This is a genomic window from Poseidonocella sp. HB161398, from assembly GCF_005870025.1.
Lineage (GTDB): Bacteria > Pseudomonadota > Alphaproteobacteria > Rhodobacterales > Rhodobacteraceae > Mangrovicoccus.
Window position 1 is genome coordinate 1 of sequence record NZ_VATA01000028.1, and the last position, 14199, is coordinate 14199.

15 protein-coding genes and 3 pseudogenes are annotated in these 14199 nt (G+C 68.6%); 9 read left to right on the plus strand and 9 right to left on the minus strand.

What is annotated here, in order from left to right; translation table 11 throughout:
* Nucleotides 1–89 precede the first annotated feature (89 nt).
* A pseudogene (locus tag FGX59_RS20390) lies at nucleotides 90–561 on the plus strand (transposase); the annotation flags it as partial.
* On the opposite strand, the pseudogene FGX59_RS20395 reads toward FGX59_RS20390, so the two are convergent.
* From FGX59_RS20395 to FGX59_RS20410, 4 genes and pseudogenes are all read right to left on the minus strand, one after another.
* A pseudogene (locus FGX59_RS20395) lies at nucleotides 559–953 on the minus strand (IS3 family transposase); the annotation flags it as partial. The pseudogenes FGX59_RS20390 and FGX59_RS20395 overlap by 3 nt on opposite strands.
* A gap of 382 nt (nucleotides 954–1335) precedes the next feature.
* The gene (locus tag FGX59_RS20400; RefSeq protein WP_138468971.1) at nucleotides 1336–2244 is read right to left on the minus strand and encodes a transglutaminase family protein; all 909 of its coding nucleotides are present in this window, start codon (nucleotides 2242–2244) and stop codon (nucleotides 1336–1338) included.
* A gap of 9 nt (nucleotides 2245–2253) precedes the next feature.
* Entirely contained in the window at nucleotides 2254–2535 is a 282-nt protein-coding gene (locus FGX59_RS20405; RefSeq protein ID WP_138468972.1) for a hypothetical protein, read from the minus strand.
* A gap of 73 nt (nucleotides 2536–2608) precedes the next feature.
* Nucleotides 2609–3085, minus strand: coding sequence for a hypothetical protein (locus FGX59_RS20410; RefSeq protein ID WP_206078397.1), 477 nt, complete (start codon nucleotides 3083–3085; stop codon nucleotides 2609–2611).
* Nucleotides 3086–3679: 594 nt separating this feature from the next.
* Between FGX59_RS20410 and FGX59_RS20415 the strand changes: the two genes are divergently transcribed.
* From FGX59_RS20415 to FGX59_RS20425, 3 genes are all read left to right on the plus strand, one after another.
* On the plus strand, nucleotides 3680–4486 hold the full coding sequence (locus FGX59_RS20415) for a transglutaminase family protein (protein WP_138469046.1): 807 nt from the start codon (nucleotides 3680–3682) through the stop codon (nucleotides 4484–4486).
* A gap of 174 nt (nucleotides 4487–4660) precedes the next feature.
* A complete protein-coding gene (locus FGX59_RS20420; protein ID WP_138468973.1) occupies nucleotides 4661–4867 on the plus strand; it encodes a cold-shock protein in 207 nt (68 codons plus the stop codon).
* 12 nt (nucleotides 4868–4879) lie between these two features.
* The gene (locus FGX59_RS20425) at nucleotides 4880–5116 is read left to right on the plus strand and encodes a hypothetical protein (RefSeq protein WP_138468974.1); all 237 of its coding nucleotides are present in this window, start codon (nucleotides 4880–4882) and stop codon (nucleotides 5114–5116) included.
* A gap of 204 nt (nucleotides 5117–5320) precedes the next feature.
* Here the strand turns inward: FGX59_RS20425 and FGX59_RS38810 are convergent.
* From FGX59_RS38810 to FGX59_RS20440, 3 genes and pseudogenes are all read right to left on the minus strand, one after another.
* A pseudogene (locus FGX59_RS38810) lies at nucleotides 5321–6191 on the minus strand (IS5/IS1182 family transposase); the annotation flags it as partial.
* A 283-nt stretch (nucleotides 6192–6474) separates the two neighbouring features.
* Entirely contained in the window at nucleotides 6475–7257 is a 783-nt protein-coding gene (locus FGX59_RS20435) for a 1-acyl-sn-glycerol-3-phosphate acyltransferase (protein WP_206078398.1), read from the minus strand.
* Nucleotides 7247–7516 (minus strand): DUF982 domain-containing protein, encoded by a 270-nt coding sequence (locus tag FGX59_RS20440; protein WP_138468976.1) that lies wholly within the window; start codon nucleotides 7514–7516, stop codon nucleotides 7247–7249. The genes FGX59_RS20435 and FGX59_RS20440 overlap by 11 nt, the downstream gene beginning before the upstream one ends.
* A gap of 1148 nt (nucleotides 7517–8664) precedes the next feature.
* On the opposite strand from FGX59_RS20440, the gene hemP reads away from it, so the two are divergent.
* The 3 genes from hemP to FGX59_RS20455 all read left to right on the plus strand — a co-directional run bounded on the left by hemP (nucleotide 8665) and on the right by FGX59_RS20455 (nucleotide 10417).
* Nucleotides 8665–8787, plus strand: a complete 123-nt coding sequence (gene hemP, locus FGX59_RS20445) for a hemin uptake protein HemP (protein WP_138469048.1) — start codon at nucleotides 8665–8667, stop codon at nucleotides 8785–8787.
* Between the two features lie 68 nt (nucleotides 8788–8855).
* Nucleotides 8856–10118, plus strand: coding sequence for an imelysin family protein (locus FGX59_RS20450; protein WP_138468977.1), 1263 nt, complete (start codon nucleotides 8856–8858; stop codon nucleotides 10116–10118).
* A gap of 56 nt (nucleotides 10119–10174) precedes the next feature.
* Complete coding sequence (locus tag FGX59_RS20455; protein WP_138468978.1) at nucleotides 10175–10417, plus strand: DUF1289 domain-containing protein; 243 nt, start codon at nucleotides 10175–10177, stop codon at nucleotides 10415–10417.
* 37 nt (nucleotides 10418–10454) lie between these two features.
* Here FGX59_RS20455 and FGX59_RS20460 read toward each other — a convergent pair whose 3' ends face one another.
* Together FGX59_RS20460 and FGX59_RS20465 are read right to left on the minus strand one after the other, a co-directional pair.
* Entirely contained in the window at nucleotides 10455–10925 is a 471-nt protein-coding gene (locus FGX59_RS20460) for a Dps family protein (protein ID WP_138468979.1), read from the minus strand.
* Nucleotides 10926–11168: 243 nt separating this feature from the next.
* Complete coding sequence (locus FGX59_RS20465) at nucleotides 11169–11594, minus strand: hypothetical protein (RefSeq protein WP_138468980.1); 426 nt, start codon at nucleotides 11592–11594, stop codon at nucleotides 11169–11171.
* 91 nt (nucleotides 11595–11685) lie between these two features.
* Here FGX59_RS20465 and FGX59_RS20470 point away from each other — a divergent pair, with 91 nt between their 5' ends.
* On the plus strand, nucleotides 11686–13191 hold the full coding sequence (locus FGX59_RS20470) for a di-heme oxidoredictase family protein (RefSeq protein WP_138468981.1): 1506 nt from the start codon (nucleotides 11686–11688) through the stop codon (nucleotides 13189–13191).
* Nucleotides 13191–14198, plus strand: coding sequence for an imelysin family protein (locus FGX59_RS20475; protein ID WP_138468982.1), 1008 nt, complete (start codon nucleotides 13191–13193; stop codon nucleotides 14196–14198). The genes FGX59_RS20470 and FGX59_RS20475 overlap by 1 nt, the downstream gene beginning before the upstream one ends.
* Nucleotide 14199 lies beyond the last annotated feature (1 nt).

The window sequence follows — 14199 nt, forward strand, 5'->3', positions numbered from 1 at the left end:
TGCGGTCGCCGCATCCCTGACCGAGCCGTGGTCCAATGGCCAGACCGAGGGACAGATCAACCGGCTGAAAATGCTGAAGCGGCAGATGTATGGTCGGCCCGGACGGGACGGTGCCCGGCTTCGGCACGCGATCCCGGCGTCAGGAGACCTTGGCGGCGACCATCCCCTGCCGCGGCTCCAAGGGTCCGCTCCATCTGCTGATCGACGGCACGGGGATCAAGGTCGAGGGCGAGTGGCACGCTCGAAAGCACGGCGGCCCCGAACGGCGGGCTCGCCATTGTCCCCGGAGCAATGGCGGACACAGCTCGCGGCGCAAGATCCACCTCGGGATCGACGGGCAGACGTTCGAATGCCGGGCCGTCGAGATCACCGGGAGCCACATCGGCGATGCGCCGGTGCTGCCAGATCTGCTCGACCAGATCCCGGCGGAGGGGCGATCGGCAGCGTCACCGGCGAGTTGCCAGCGGATGCGCCACCGGTTCGAGCACCGCTGGCGACGCCCATGATCCCCGAAAATGCCATGATGCAATCGCCCATCGTGGCGTCCATGCCGTCATCCCGCAGCTCGGCATCCGCAGGCCGCCCTGGCCGCCGGCGATAGACCCGCGGGTCGATCCCGGCCAAGGCGCAGGCCCGCCGCTGGCTGCAGGTCCTCTCTGTCATGGCCCGGTCCAGAGCGCGTCGCCTTGGACCGGGCTTCGGAAGGGGCGGCAGCTTCTCTCGAACAGTTGGCGTTCGCCTCCCGCCAGTCCCGGCACCTCCTTCAGCGCCGCCGCGTGCGGCATGTGCTCGGCCAGCATCTTCCCGGTCCCGAGCGCCTTCCGCCGCCAGGCCCCGGACACCCCGTCGCCATGCTTGGAGCGCCACTTGCGGAACGTGCCGTCGCGGATGCCGCGCTTCCGGCAGGGCTCCCGGGCGCCCGCTTCCGCTTGCTGCTCCATCAGGATGCCCATGATCTGCTCTTCCGCATCGTCTGTCGCCTCGTTCAAGGATCAGGCGAACTTCGAAATGCGGAGTTTTCAGGGGAGCAGGGCCACAGCGTCCCCCATGGCGATACCGGGAAGGGCGGGGCGCGCACGGACGGACGGTCGCAGGGCTGCCTTGGGGTTAACATTGCAACTTGTCCGAAAGAAAGAAGCGATGTTAAGTTACGCCACCTCCGCGGTGGTGGTTGTCCAGCGTTCCCGGCGGAGCCTGTGTGTTTCGAGTGCGGCAGTCCGGCCGGGCCGAATGCGCCACGAGACTCTATCCCGCTCTGGCGACCGTCCAATCTCGGCCCGGCCGTTCTGCGCTTTGCATCTGCATCCGCCGGCCGGAGATGCCGGGCCCGGTTCGCTACGAGGCGGTGAGGGGCCGGGAACCGGCATGCGCGCCGGAGCCTGCCTCTTCGACGCGGACCTCCACATCCATCGACAGCAGATCGGCCGACGATCCGGAGAAGCTGCCCGCGACCGGCGCGACCTGCGAGATGTTGCGCCCGACCGCCACCGGGACCAGGTTGGCCGAGCCCACCGCGCGGTTGGTCGGGTCGAAAGGGATCCAGCCCGCTCCGGGCACGAAGACCTCTGCCCAGGCATGGGTCGATCCCGGGCCCGCCGAGCCCAGCTGGCCGCTGCCCGCGTCGTGGAGGTAGCCCGAGACGATGCGCGCGCCCAAGCCGAGCGCGCGGGCCGCCTCGGCGAAGAGAACGGCGAAGTCGCGGCAGGTGCCCCAGCCCCGGGCCAGGGTCTCGAGCGGCGCCTGCGTGCCTTCGCTTTCGCGGATCTGGTAGCAGAACTGGGCGGCAATGCCGTTGCCGAGATCCTTCAGCAGGGACAGCGTGTTCGTGGGGCGGGACATCACGAACTCTTCCACCCAGGCGCGGAAACGGCCCGACGGGTCGGGATATTGCGGCTGCGCCAGCGCGCCCAGATCGGTGTGGTCCTCGGCGGCATAGGCAAACGGATAGGACTGCGCAGAGGCGGCAATCGGGAAGACGGGCCAGCTGGGCGCTGTCAGCGAGACCGTCGCGCGCGAGCGGATCGTCAGCGCGTCCGAAACCCCGGTGAAGCTGGCGGTGGCAACGGCATTCCCGGACACGTCCTGCGACCAGTCGATCACCGCGCCGGGCGCGATCTCCAGATCATAGGCGAGGAGTTTCAGATCCGGGGTCTCGCGGGGCCGCAGCATGAGCCTGTGCGGTCCCAGGCCGACGGCCGCGCCGTAGCGGTAGCGGGTGACATGGACGATCGTGATGACGGTCACTGGCGGATCCTAGGCCGGGCGCAGGCGGTCGAGATCCGCCATGGCCTGGGTGATCAGCCCGAGGGACTTCGGGTCGCAGCGGCCGGGCTCTGCGGCGCACTGCTCCTTCAGCGCCTGGAGCGCGGTCATCGCGTTGCTCCAGAGCAGGGTCCGCTCCGATGCCGCCTCGATTTCGATGGCGGCAACCTGCGGAGGCGGAGACTTCAGGTTCGCGGTGTTCCGCCGCAAGCGCGACTTCAGCCGGTCTGCGGTTGTCCGGTGGCGGTCGAGGTCGATCGGCATGCCGGTCATCGGCAGGCCCTAGCGGTCCGGCCGGACCGGGACGCGGCAGCGCCCCGGCGGCGATGGCGGCGGCACGGGCAGGTCATTCGCCGATGCCCGGCCGGGTCGGCACCCGCATCGGACCGGTTCCGTCGAAGGCGCGCCTTGGCGGGGCGATCCGGGGTCCGGCCCCGCCCTGGCGCTGCTCCGGCCGCGATGCGGTGCCGTAGAGGTCGCGCATCTCCGCCTCGCCGACGCCGTCGGCCTTCATCACCAGGCGGATCATCGGATCGGCGAGCATCTCTTCCAGGAAGCGGTCGCGCAGCGTCCAGTCGCCCTGCTTGTCCTTGGCGATCGCGGCTTCCAGATCGGCAAGGGGCAGGGTCAGGGTGCGGTCCAGTCCGGGATGGGACGCCCGGGCATGGAGACGGACGAGCACGGAGGCGGCGCCGGTCCCGGCCGCGATTGTCGCGGGATCGCAGAGTTCGATCTCGTAGTCTCCGGGCGGAAGCAGTTCGTCCAGGCCCGGCAGCTCGAACGGCCGCAGGAAGGCGGCTGTCATTCGGATCGGATACGTCATGTCGTTTCCCCCAAGGGAGGCAACGGCGGCAGCCCGGCCGCAGAGAGGGGCAGGCGGCGCGATTGCGGTGTGCAGAGGCAAAATGCCGGCGGGACGCAGATCGGCCGCGCCCAAGCGCAGCCTCGCGGCAGAAGATCCGGCATTCAGAAGGTTCAGCCCGAAGATATGGAAACATGTGTCGGGCCCACAGGATATGCCCTTCTAACGGCTTCCGGCCGCTTTTGCGAGTCTTTGCACGGCGGGGCGGGCCACTAATCGGATGCGCCGGTGCCCGTCTGCGATGGCGCGAGGGCCCGCGCCCCGCGCAGGCACGCCCTCAAGGGCGCGGCGCGCCTGCGGTTTTCGTTGCGTCAGAAGCCGCGATGTGCCAGCAGCAGTCACGTGCCGGGACGGCTGGCCGCCTGCCAGGGCGGCCGGCGGGCCCGGAAGCCAGTGTTCTTTCCGGTTCCACGACATCACGGGCGCTGACCATCCCGCATGGACGCAGCGCCAGCCGCGGTCCGCGGTCCGGCCGGGACCATGGCCATGTCCGGACGCCCCGCCCGCAACGCCGACCCGGTGCCGCATGAAAGGCCCTCGATGCACTTTTCCGACATAAGAATACGGCTTGGCTGCCGCTTCCGTTTCGACCTGCCTCAGCCGACGCCGATGATTGCGCTTCTGAACGTCCATTTCTCGCGGGTCAGCGATCTGGAACATCCCGATCATCTCGTCGTCTCGCCATCGGTTCCGGTCAGCGCCTACCGGGACGGGTTCGGCAACTGGTGCACGCGGTTCACTGCCCAGCCCGGAGAGCTGGTCCTCAGCACCGAAACCGTCATCGCCGATCGCGGCATGCCGGATGCCGCCCCTCCCGAGATCTGCAATGACCGGGTCGAGACCCTGCCGGATGACGTCATCGTCTTCCTCATCGGCAGCCGCTACTGCGAAACGGACATGCTCTCGGACACGGCCTGGGGCCTCTTCGAGAAGACGCGGCCCGGGCGCGAGCGGGTCCAGGCGATCTGCGACTACGTGCATGGCCATATCCGCTTCGACTACCTGGCGGCGCGGGCCTCGCGCAGCGCGGCGCAGGCCCATGCGGAGGGGGTCGGCGTCTGCCGGGACTATGCCCATCTGGCGATTGCCTTCTGCCGCTGCATGAACATCCCCGCGCGCTACTGCACCGGCTATCTCGGCGATATCGGCATGCCGCCGCCCTATCCGCCGGGCGACTTCGCCGCCTGGATGGAGGTCTGGCTGGACGGAAGCTGGTGGACCTTCGATCCGCGCAACAACATGCCCCGCATCGGCCGTGTCCTGGTCGCGCGCGGCCGCGACGCGGCCGATGTTCCCCTGGTCCATTCCTTCGGCGCGAATACCCTGACGGGCTTCGATGTCTGGTGCGACCAGATCGGATGAGACCTGTGTCCGAACGGACTCATTGCGTGAATCGGCGCGCGCGTGTATGGGGGCTCGGCAATGTTTTTTCGCTTCGCATCCTGTCTCCTTAATTGGCTTCAGTCTGCCAATTGGAACTGACTGAGCCGAGCTGTCGCGCGACGTGGACAGCACCAATCGACAGGAGACATCACGATGGCCAATGGCACCGTGAAATGGTTCAACGCAACTAAAGGCTTCGGCTTCATCGCACCGGAATCCGGCGGCAAGGACATCTTCGTCCACATCTCCGCCGTGGAACGTTCGGGCCTCTCCGGCCTCAATGACGGCCAGGCAGTGACCTACGAAGTCGAGACCGGCCGTGACGGCCGCGAGAACGCCAAGAACCTGGCGCTCGCGTAAGACAATCTAGCGATGATCCGGCTCGTTCCGGGCCGGATCATTCCCATGGGAGTTTCGATGGGCCGCAACGACAAGACAGTCAGCCTCTCCTGGACCGGACCGGTCGAGGACAAGACTGAAAAGACGGAAGCGGATCTGGACCTCGACCTGCAGAAGGAAGAGCGCTCGGAGCTGACTGCCAAGCTTCGCGCGAAGCGCCTGGCCCGCGGGGACGACACCGGGACCGGGCCGGCGGAAGACGGCGACTGACGCCGTCGCGCATCCAGCCCCTCAGCGGGGCAGATGCCGCCCGCCAGGGCGACTTGCCACGATTTCGCCCGCCTCGGCTCCGCCAGAGCCCGGCCGAGAGTTCGACGGAGCGGATGCGGGCCGCTATGCCGATGCGCCCGGCCGACGGCCGTGTTGCATGCACCGGGGCTTCAGGCGTGACGTTCCCTCGTCCCGCCAGGTCCAGGCCCTTCCGAGGGCAGAGCAGCGGTTGATGATGGCGATGCGGATCCGGATTTCGGCGGTCTGGCGATCGCGGGACATGATGCGCTCGCCGAAGAGTTCGAGGCGGTTCATTCGAGCTTCAGCGCGACATCACGCGCGATAGCCAGCCCGCTTCCTCCAGAGTGCCCGGCCCGGACATCGCGTTGCGCGAGATCGCGGCAGGGCAGAGTGGCCTCCGCGCTCGACCATTTCGCCGGATCGGGATGACCGGTCCGGCGTCCTGCGCGAGGATCGCGGCATGGCCGCGCCGCGTATCGTGCGCGCCATCCGCAGTGACCGTTCCGACCGCGTCGTCCTCCGGGATATGCCGGCAGCTCGTGCAGGATCGGGCCGTCGCCGTGACGGCTGGAGGAGAGCTCGACAGCTCGGATGCCGCCGGTGCCTGCGTCCATCGCGTCATGAACCTTGCGCCAGTCGCGCCGTGCATGCGCGCGAGCCATTCTCCATCGCCAGGGAAACAGACCCCGGCGCGGCCCTGCGCAGCAATGTCCCGGGAGGGGAACGGCAGGTTCAGGGGCAGACCGGCACTGGGGTCGGGGAACTGTGCCGCGATCCGTGCCTGGCATCGGCACGGTGTCGACTGGCCAGGGGCAGGCCAGCCGAGCCAGCTCGCGATCAGGCCGACAGCCCGGCGAAGAGGCAAGCCGGGCACGACCTTCAGGGCCCGTCCGGATGGCCGTGTCCGGGAAGGTGCCGGGGTGCACCCGCTTTCCGCTGCCGCGCGCGCCGCTCGGTCTGGGGATCGAACCGGCCCGGAGCGAACCACGCCGCCCCGGCGAGGGGCCGCAATCAGACCGGTTTATCGCGCGCTAACGGGGGCAGGCTGCGGCATCTGGCCAATCCAACCATCAGCGTTCCCGCACGGAATCACTGTCGCCAATATGTGCAACACCGCCTCCCCAACTCGTCATCCGCGCCATCGAAACCCGCCGGGCATTCGCGTGCTGGCGGCAAGTCCGGGCGGCCGGTGGCAGGCGCGTTGCGAGGCAGCGGAGAGCGATCGAGCGGGGCGCGCTAGCGAAGCGGACAGCCCCGCCGTGCTCCTGTCACCTTTCTCGGGGCGACAGGAAATGGGCGCTTTCGGCGCAGCGCCCGGGTTCCGGCGGGCGGCCGCTTCAGCGCAGGCCGTGCGCGAGCCGGTTCTTCTCGGCGGTGAGGCGCGCCTCGATATCCGCCATGGCCTCTGCGGCCGGAAGGCCGGCGGGGATCGTCGGCAGGTAGGACAGGGTGACCGTTCCGGCCGCCTTGCCGGTGTCGGTCCAGAAGCAGCCCGCATTATGGGCGACCGGCACGACCGGGATGCCGAGCTTGCGGTAGAGCGCGATCAGGCCCGGCTGGAACTTGCAGTCCTGGCCGACATCCGCGCGCGTGCCCTCCGGGAAGATCAGGATCGAGCGGCCCTTCGCGACCTCGCGCCGTGCCTCGGTGATCATCGCGGCCAGGGCCCGCCCGCCGGCGCCGCGGTCGATCAGGATCATCGGGGCGTTGCCGAGATACCAGCCAAAGACCGGGATGCGCCGCAGCTCGTGCTTGGCGACCATGCAGATATCCGGCACGAGGTTGTTGAAGGCGAGCGTTTCCCAGGTGGACTGGTGGTTGCAGACATAGATGCAGGGCGTGCCGGGATGCTTGTTCTCCAGCCCCTCTTCGCGGAAGCGCAGGCCGAGCACGACGCGCATCAGCGCCAGGACGCCGCCGGTCCAGAACCGGATGGCGGCCCGGGTCAGCCGGGGACGGCGCAGCAGCGCGAGCCCGGGGATGAGCGGGCTCTGGAGCATGGTCCACAGGGCGAAGAGCCCGTCGAAGAGCTTCGTGCGGACCCGCGTCAGAGCGGGGCGGGGCGGCCGGGACTGCGCCCGGTAACCCGGCTCGGCGGAGGCGTGCAGATCAAGAGACACGGCGCGGGCGCTCCTGGGCCTGCGTCTTGAAGCCGGCCGTCTCGGCGGCGGAGAGGAAGGCATGGCGCGCGCTGCCGACGGAGCACATGCATTCGGCGGCGGCATCGAGCCGCCCGAGCGCCTGCTGGCGGGCCGTGTCGGCCACGGGCCATTTCCGGCGCAGCCAGTACTGCGCCTGCTCGATCGTGGTGATCTTGATCCGGTGGCCGTCCGGCGTTCGGGTGAGGGTGATCGGATCACCCCAGAATATTTCTATCAAGTCGTCGATTCTTTCATTGTTGGGTCTCGGGACTGAATCCCCGGCATGCCGGGGAGGCCCTGCCGGGCCCCGTCTCCGGCATGCTCCGTGCGGCGCGCAATCGGCTGCTGAGCCGGAAAGGGCGACGCTGGGCGGGACGGCCTTGGCCGATCCGCGCCGTCTAGACGGATACGCGGTCCTGTTCAGGGAAGTGTCCGGCGTCTGCCGGTCTCTGTCAGGCTGGGGCTCTCGACCGTGTTCCGGTTCGGGCCGCTCGCGATGTCAACGGACGAGTCCAGTTCCTTTCCGCTAGGGCCGCCCGCAGGATGCGGCGGCGAGGCACAGCTGGAGATCGAAGCTGAGCCGGAAGGAACAGTGTCCGAGACGAGGATATGCCCCGTTTACATAGGCGCTTCGGCCGCAAATTGCGAGAGAAATGCGACATCCGGCAGGGGGCCGCTCCGCAAGGGATTGGATGGGCGGCAATAAAACCGGGTTCCCCGGAAGGCGCGGGCCGGTGCGGCGCAAGGGCAGGGCGGGCGCGTCCCCGCGCGTCTGGCGCCCATGGGACACAGTCCCGCTTTGAAGTTCCGTCCTGCGAATGTCCCGGGACCGTAACAGTGGAAGCGGCTGTTCCCCGGCGCGCACTGCCGATGCAGGTTCTGGCGCCCAGACGCGGCATGTTCGTGCAGCAGGGCTCTTCGGTCTTCCCGCCTTCCGCCGGGCCGGGGACAGGCGGGGCGCCCCGGTTGGGGCTATCTCCTTGGTCCGGCGGGGGCGAAGCTCGTCCGGCGCGTGCCTGCTGGGCAAAACCGGCGGCGAATGCGCCGGAATGAGGCAGATGGGGGCGTTTTCTTTTCCGACTAAAAAACTCGGATTGCCAAACCCGACAAATCTTGTCAGAGTATTCCTTGTCACAGCCACCCCTCGCCGTGCCGTGGGGAAGCCGATGGACCCCACCGGAGACCCGCGATGCACATTTCCGACACTGGCGCCCGGCCAATGCCCCGGCCCGCCGCGCGGCCCGATCCCGCCACCGGCGGGAGGGCTGCAAGCGGCTTCCTGAACCTGCCTTCCCTTGAGGCGCTGCTCGACTGGCTGGAGACGCGACAATGACGTACATGACAAAATCCACACCTTCCCCCGACGCCGTGATCCGCCGCGACGGCATGCCCCCGCTCTATGACGCGCGGGCGCTGACCGATGGCGGGCAGATCGCGCTCCTCGAACTCGACGGCCAGATCTACACGCTGCGGATTACCCGCTCGTCGAAGCTGATCCTGACCAAGTAACGGCCGTTTCCACCGAAGCCCCGGCGCGCCGCGCCGCTGCCACGCAAGCCCAGCCCAAGGACATTCCGATGCCCAAGACCTTCCTGACTTCGACCGCCCTGGCCGTCACCCTGGCGGCTCCCGCCTTCGCCGTCGAGAAAGCCGACGTTCTCGCCAACTACATCGACATGGGCCAGGCCAAGTTCGAGGACAGCCTGGCCACCGCGAAGGTGCTGCAGGAGAAGGTCGCCGCGCTGGTCGCCGATCCCTCGCCCCAGGCGCTCGACGCCGCCAAGCAGGCCTGGCTGGCCGCGCGCATCCCCTACCAGCAGTCCGAGGTCTACCGCTTCGGCAACCCGGTCGTCGACGACTGGGAGGGCAAGGTGAATGCCTGGCCGCTGGACGAGGGGCTGATCGACTATGTCGATGACAGCTATGGCGGCCCGACCGACGAGAACGAGCTGGCCGCGCTGAATGTCGTCGCCACCCCCGAATTCGAGATGGGCGGCGCGACGATCGACGCCTCGGAGATCACCCCGGACTTCATCGAGGGCGTGCTGCACGAGGCGGACGGGGTCGAGACCAACGTGGCCTCGGGCTATCACGCGATCGAATTCCTGCTCTGGGGCCAGGACCTGAACGGCCATGCCGCCGGTGCCGGGGCGCGTCCCTGGACCGATTACGGCCAGGGCGAGGACTGCACCCACGGCAATTGCGATCGCCGCGGCGCGTATCTGCAGGCGGCGACCGACCTGCTGGTCCGCGACCTCGGCTACATGGTGGCGCAGTGGCAGGAGGGCGGCGAGGCCCGCGAGACGCTCGAGGCGGATGTCGATGCCGGTCTGGTGGCGATCGTCACCGGCATGGGCTCGCTCTCCTATGGCGAGCAGGCGGGCGAGCGGATGCGGCTGGGCCTGATGCTGAACGACCCCGAGGAAGAGCATGACTGCTTCTCGGACAACACCTACAACAGCCATTTCTACGACGGCATCGGCATCCGCTCGGCCTATATCGGCAGCTATACCCGGGTCGACGGCACCAAGGTCGAGGGCCCCTCGCTCTCCGCGCTGGTGGCCGAGACCGATCCCGAGCTCGATGCCGAGGTCCGCGCCAAGCTGGACGCGACGGTCGACGCGCTCTTGCAGATGAAGATCGCGGGCGATGCGGGCTTCAAGTACGACATGATGCTGGAGCGCGGCAATGCCGCGGGCGAGGCGCTGATCATGGGCGGGGTCGACGGGCTGGTGGACCAGACCCGCTCGATCGAGCGGGTGGTCTCGGCGCTCTCCATCGACGCGGGCGACTTCGAGGGCTCCGACAGCCTCGACAACCCCAACGCCGTCTTCCAGTAAACCGCATCTGTCCGGAGGGGGTGCGCCCCCTCCGCTCCAGCCAAGGGCAAGAGCACATGGGCAAGCTTCCCTCTCCCTGCCTCGATGTCTGCAAGTTCCGCCTCGAGGGCGGGCGCTGCATCGCCTGCGCGATGACCAAGAAGCAGAAGAAGAGCTACAAGGGCCTGTCGAAGGACAAGAAGCGGCGGGCCTTCATCGCCGAGCTGCTGGAGCAGCAGGCGGCGGCCAATTCCGCCAAGGGCTGGCAGCGCGCCTATCTGCGCAAATGCGCGAAAAAGGGCGCCGAGGCGCCCTTCTAGCCGGTCCTGCGACCGGAGCCGGAGCGGGCCCGCGGGCTCACTCCAGGTGCGATTTCAGCATCCAGGCGAATTTCTCGTGGACCTGGCCGCGGGCAATGCAGAGATCCTCGGTCAGGGTGTCGCCATTGTCGGCGGCCAGCTCGCCTGCGCCCGCCAGGGTCTCGGCGACGATCTGCTGGGCTTCCAGCATGTAGGCGATCATCTCGCGGTCGGTGGCCTTGCCGTCATGCTCCTTGACCTTGGAGCGCTCGACCATGCCGGCCAGCATCCCTTCGGCATGGCCGCCGAGCATGCGGACGCGCTCGGCCAGATCGTCCTGGCCTTCGAAATGGTCCTCGTAGATCTTCTGGAACAGGTCGTGCAGCGGTCCGAAAGCCATGCCCTTGACGTTCCAGTGGAAATTCTGGGCAAGCATCGTGGTCACCGCGGTTTCGGCGACGCATTGGTTCAGCGCGGTGCAAATGGCGGTCTGGGCGTCTGCACCAAGGGCTGCGGCAGTCTGGGTCATGTCGGGCCTCTCTGGTAAATAACTGAATAACAGGTTGGCTGGCTTTTGGCTGGCTATGCAAGCTCGCGACTGGCTGGCGGATAGCTGGCGGTCGGCTCGCTGTTGGGTTTAGAACTATTCCAAACAGCGCCGAATGCAAGAGGCAAAAAACCTGACAAATTCTCTTTTTTCTCCGGCGGTTAGAGTCCGCCGAAGTCCGAGTCAAATGGTATGGTTCTTGCTTGGACCGACGTCCGGCCGGCGTCAGGCGGGACGGTCGGGACGCGACACCAGCCCGTGCAGCAGGAAGGCGACCGAGCGGCGGTAGTCATGCGGCACCCGGCGGCGCAGCAGGAAATGCACGCTGTCATGGTCGCCCGATTCCAGCCGGTCGAGCAGCCGCATCAGCCAGTCCTCGTCGAAGCTGGTCGTGTCGGAGCCGGGGCGCAGGAAGACCGGGCGCTGTCCCAGCGCCTGGCCGAGCACGCGCAGCAGCGCCCGGGCGAAGACGATCGGCGCGCGATCGGCATCGAGGGTCAGCAGGCTGCAGGCGCGGAAGAAATCCAGATGCGGCGCGGTCCGGGCCCGGGCTGCCTCGCGGCGGATCAGGTCCAGGCGTTCGTCGGCGCGGCAGGGCAGCGGCGATGTGGTTTCAGAAGGGCTGCTGAAAACACTGGCGGTCTGGGACATGGGGCCGTTCCATCCTCGGTCTTGCTGTGCCATTTCACTGGCATCCGACTATTCCCGACTGTATTTATCAGGAAAAAGCCGCGTTGAGAAGATGCCCGACAGAAAGATTCTGGTATTGCCGTTCCTGGTCGCTGCGCCCGCTGTCGCGGAGCCTCCGGTCCTTCTGCCCCGCACCGCCGCGGAGGCGGAGCGGATCGCGGCAGTGACCGTGCCTGCGACCGGTTTCGACAGGCCCGAACCCTATGAGGGCAATCCCGGAGGAGCATCGACCGTGCCAGCCCTGGCGACGGACCGGGCGCTGGCGCAGCCCTCGGCGGGGATGGCGCCGGAGCGCGAGCTGGATTTCGTGCTGGGCAACGCGCTGTTCGAGAAGCTCTGGGTGGCGTCGCCCTCGTCGACACGGGCCTCGGACGGGCTCGGGCCGCTGTTCAACGCGCGCTCCTGCCTGCAATGCCATATCGGCGACGGCCGCGGCCATCCCCCGGCGGAGCCCGGCGTGCCGGGCGTGTCGATGTTCCTGCGCGTGTCGATTCCCGCACAATCGCCGCCCGCAGCCGCGGCGGAGATCGAGGGCTGGATCGCCACCGCGCCCGACCCGGTCTACGGCTTCCAGCTGCAGGATCTGGGCAATCGCGGGCTGAAGGCGGAATACCGGATGGAGATCGCCTACGAGGAGGTCCCGGTCGCGCTCTCGGATGGCGAGACCGCCAGTCTGCGCCGCCCCGCCTATGCGGCGTCGGAACTCGGCTACGGCCCTCTGCATGCGCAGGCGATGCTCAGCCCGCGGGTCGCGCCGCCGATGACCGGGCTGGGGTTGCTGGAGGCGATTCCCGAGGCCGATATCCTCGCCCGTGCCGATCCCGGGGATGCCGATGGCGACGGCATCTCGGGGCGGCCTTCCTACGTGCCCTCGCTGGAGGCCGGGCGGCCGATGCTCGGCCGGTTCGGCTGGAAGGCGGGCTCGCCGACGGTGCGCCAGCAGACGGCCGAGGCGCTGTCGAACGACATCGGCATCTCCTCGCCGCTCTTCCCGCATCACTGGGGCGACTGCACAGAGGCCCAGACCGCCTGCCGCGCGGCGCCCGATGGCGGCGATCCGGGGCAGGGCGGCCACGAGATCGACGCGGGCGCGCTGGATCTCGTGACCTTCTATGCCAGGAACCTCGCCGTGCCCGCGCGCCGCGGGCTCGGGGAGGCCGAAGTGCTGCGCGGCAAGCAGGTCTTCCACGAGACCGGCTGCATCGCCTGCCATGTGCCGAAATTCGTCACCGCGCGGATCGACGGGCAGCCCGAGCAGAGCTTCCAGCTGATCTGGCCCTATTCCGACCTGCTGCTGCACGACATGGGCGAGGGGCTGGCCGACCACCGTCCCGAGGGGCGCGCCACGGGGCGGGAATGGAAGACGCCGCCGCTCTGGGGCATCGGGCTGGCGCAGCAGGTGAGTAGAGACGCCGCGTTCCTTCATGACGGCCGCGCGCGTAGCCTCCTCGAAGCCATCCTCTGGCATGGCGGCGAGGCCCAGCCGCATCGCGACGCCGTCATCGCCATGCCCAAACCCGACCGAGACGCGCTGATCGCGTTCCTGGAGAGCCTCTGATGCGACACCTCTTCCTCGCCGCCTGCCTTGCCGCCTGTCCGCTCTGGGCCGCGGCCTCGCCGCAGGAGATCCTCGACACCGCGGTGGAGGACCATATCCAGCCCGGCTTCGACGCGCTGGCGGAGCGCTCGGACGCGCTGGTCGCGGCGGCGGCCTCGACCTGCGACCCGCAGGATCCGGCGCTGCGGGCGGCCTTCAACGACGCCTGGGATGCCTGGATCCGGATGAGCCATCTGCGTTTCGGCCCGACCGAGGTGGAGAACCGCGCCTTCTCCTTCGGGCTCTGGCCGGATGCGCGCGGCTTCATCCCGAAGACGCTGCAGGGGCTGGTCGACAGCGCGGATCCGGCGGTGGACGATCCGGCGGCCTTCCATGACGTCTCGATCGCCGCGCATGGCTTCACGGCGCTGGAATTCATGCTCTACGACCCGCAATTCGCCGATGCCGGCGAATATGGCTGCAAGCTGGTCCGCGCCATCGCCGCCGATATCGCCACCACCGCGCGGCTGATCGCCGATGACTGGCACGGGCCCTATGCCGAGGGGCTGCGCCATCCCGGGCCCGACACGCCCTATCGCAGCGAGGCCGAGGCGCTGGCCGCGCTCTACACCCAGGTCACGACCGGGCTGCAATTCACCGAGGAGGCGCGGCTGGGCCGGCCGATGGGCGAGTTCGACCGGCCGCGCCCGGCCCGCGCCGAGGCGCGCCGCTCCGGCCGCTCGGTCCGGCATGTCGAGCTGTCGCTCGAGGGCACCGAGGCGCTGGCGATGATCCTGGCGCAGGACGCGCCGGAGGATGCCGAGGCGCTGCGCAAGGTCTATGACCGGGCCTATGTCACCCTGGCGCGGCTGGGCGATCCGGCGCTCGGCGAGGTCGCCGACCCGATGGGCCGCTTCCGCGTCGAGACCGTGCAGCAGCGCGTCGGCGACGTGCTGGAGGACGTCAAGGAACATGTGGGCGGGCCGCTCGGCCTGACCCAGGGCTTCAACTCGCAGGACGGAGACTGAC

Bases quoted from the DNA above. Each gene is read 5' to 3' on its own strand.
- FGX59_RS20405 (WP_138468972.1), bottom strand. From the start codon at position 2,535: ATGACCGGCATGCCGATCGACCTCGACCGCCACCGGACAACCGCAGAC.
- FGX59_RS20410 (WP_206078397.1), bottom strand. From the start codon at position 3,085: ATGACGTATCCGATCCGAATGACAGCCGCCTTCCTGCGGCCGTTCGAG.
- FGX59_RS20420 (WP_138468973.1), top strand. From the start codon at position 4,661: ATGGCCAATGGCACCGTGAAATGGTTCAACGCAACTAAAGGCTTCGGC.
- FGX59_RS20425 (WP_138468974.1), top strand. From the start codon at position 4,880: ATGATCCGGCTCGTTCCGGGCCGGATCATTCCCATGGGAGTTTCGATG.
- hemP (WP_138469048.1), top strand. From the start codon at position 8,665: ATGCCCCCGCTCTATGACGCGCGGGCGCTGACCGATGGCGGGCAGATC.
- FGX59_RS20450 (WP_138468977.1), top strand. From the start codon at position 8,856: ATGCCCAAGACCTTCCTGACTTCGACCGCCCTGGCCGTCACCCTGGCG.
- FGX59_RS20455 (WP_138468978.1), top strand. From the start codon at position 10,175: ATGGGCAAGCTTCCCTCTCCCTGCCTCGATGTCTGCAAGTTCCGCCTC.
- FGX59_RS20460 (WP_138468979.1), bottom strand. From the start codon at position 10,925: ATGACCCAGACTGCCGCAGCCCTTGGTGCAGACGCCCAGACCGCCATT.
- FGX59_RS20465 (WP_138468980.1), bottom strand. From the start codon at position 11,594: ATGTCCCAGACCGCCAGTGTTTTCAGCAGCCCTTCTGAAACCACATCG.
- FGX59_RS20470 (WP_138468981.1), top strand. From the start codon at position 11,686: ATGCCCGACAGAAAGATTCTGGTATTGCCGTTCCTGGTCGCTGCGCCC.
- FGX59_RS20475 (WP_138468982.1), top strand. From the start codon at position 13,191: ATGCGACACCTCTTCCTCGCCGCCTGCCTTGCCGCCTGTCCGCTCTGG.